This is a genomic window from Methanosarcina spelaei, assembly GCF_002287235.1.
Lineage (GTDB): Archaea > Halobacteriota > Methanosarcinia > Methanosarcinales > Methanosarcinaceae > Methanosarcina > Methanosarcina spelaei.
In genome coordinates this window covers 1-1201 of sequence record NZ_LMVP01000292.1, presented here as the reverse complement: position 1 = coordinate 1201, position 1201 = coordinate 1, and the positions used below count along the sequence as shown (strand labels likewise).

The following is a 1201-nucleotide window of genomic DNA, read 5'->3' as shown; positions in this document are numbered from 1 at the left end:
TCTCGCGGCGCTCAAAGGAGCGCCGCTAACTATACCCTGAATAGTTACATCTACTTTTGCATTTAGTAACGTCCATATTAGTTTTGGGACGCAGCTTGCTTCATTAGTATCATTAGCCCTGGAAAACTCCCGCCTTATAGAGAATCTAAAAATAGAACTTACTAAACACAAACAGGTAGAAGAAGCACTGCTTAAGAGTGAGGCAAAGTATCGGCAAATTGTGGAAACTTCGCAGGAAGGGATATGGCTAACTGATCACAACAATCGAACCGTCTTTGTCAACCAGAAAGCATCTGAAATGCTGGGATATAGTATAGAGGAGATCCTGAAACAATCACCTCAAAAGTTCATATCTTCAGAGTTTAACGCAGGGGCGGACAATAAACTGCGTGGGTATATGCCGGAAGTTGACCACTTAATCGACTACCGGTTTACCCGGAAGGATGGATCGGACCTGTGGTGCATTCTTTCCTCCAGTCCGTTACTCGATGACCACGGAAAATATGCTGGGTCACTGACCATGATTATGGACATTACCGACCGCAAGCGAGCAGAGGAAGCCCTTAAAAAAGCCTGCAATAGCTTAGAAGAAAAAATTAAAAAACGCACAGAAGAGCTGGAAATTGCTTACAATTCATTAAAAGAAAGTGAGGGGAGTCTTGCAGAAGCTCAAGAGATTGCTCATATTGGAAATTGGTGTCGTAATATTGAAACCGGGGAAGTACGCTGGTCTGATGAGGTTTATCGTATTTTTGGGTTTGAGCCTCAAGAATTCGGAGTCGACTACAATGTATTTTTGAGCTGTGTACATCCGGATGAACGTGAATATTTAATTGAAGCAGTCAAACAAGCTTTAAATGAAAAGTTCTTTGACGCTGAATATAGAATAATCCGATCTAATGGAGTAGAGCGTATCCTTCATGAAGATATCAAAGTTATTTGTAATAATGAGAATGTTCCGATTCGACTGAGCGGAACAGTTCAGGACATTACTGAACGTAAAAAAGCAGAAGAAGCTCTAATAAAACTCGAAAAAACCCGGATAAAGGAAATTCATCATAGAATCAAAAACAACTTACAGGTAATCTCTTCCCTGCTGGACCTCCAGGCTGAGACGTTCAAGGATGAAACGGTTAGACAAGCTTTCATTGGTCATCGGTTCAGGCTTCACTTCCTTCTCCTGTTATTCTTTTTTGATCCA

The 1201-nt window shown here is 41.4% G+C and carries 1 protein-coding gene; it reads left to right on the top strand.

Annotation, left to right across the window (positions count from 1 at the left end; translation table 11 throughout):
- Window positions 1-40 precede the first annotated feature (40 nt).
- Window positions 41-1201 (top strand): PAS domain S-box protein (locus ASJ81_RS13135; protein WP_338037529.1); only part of this gene is annotated, 1161 nt, incomplete at its 3' end.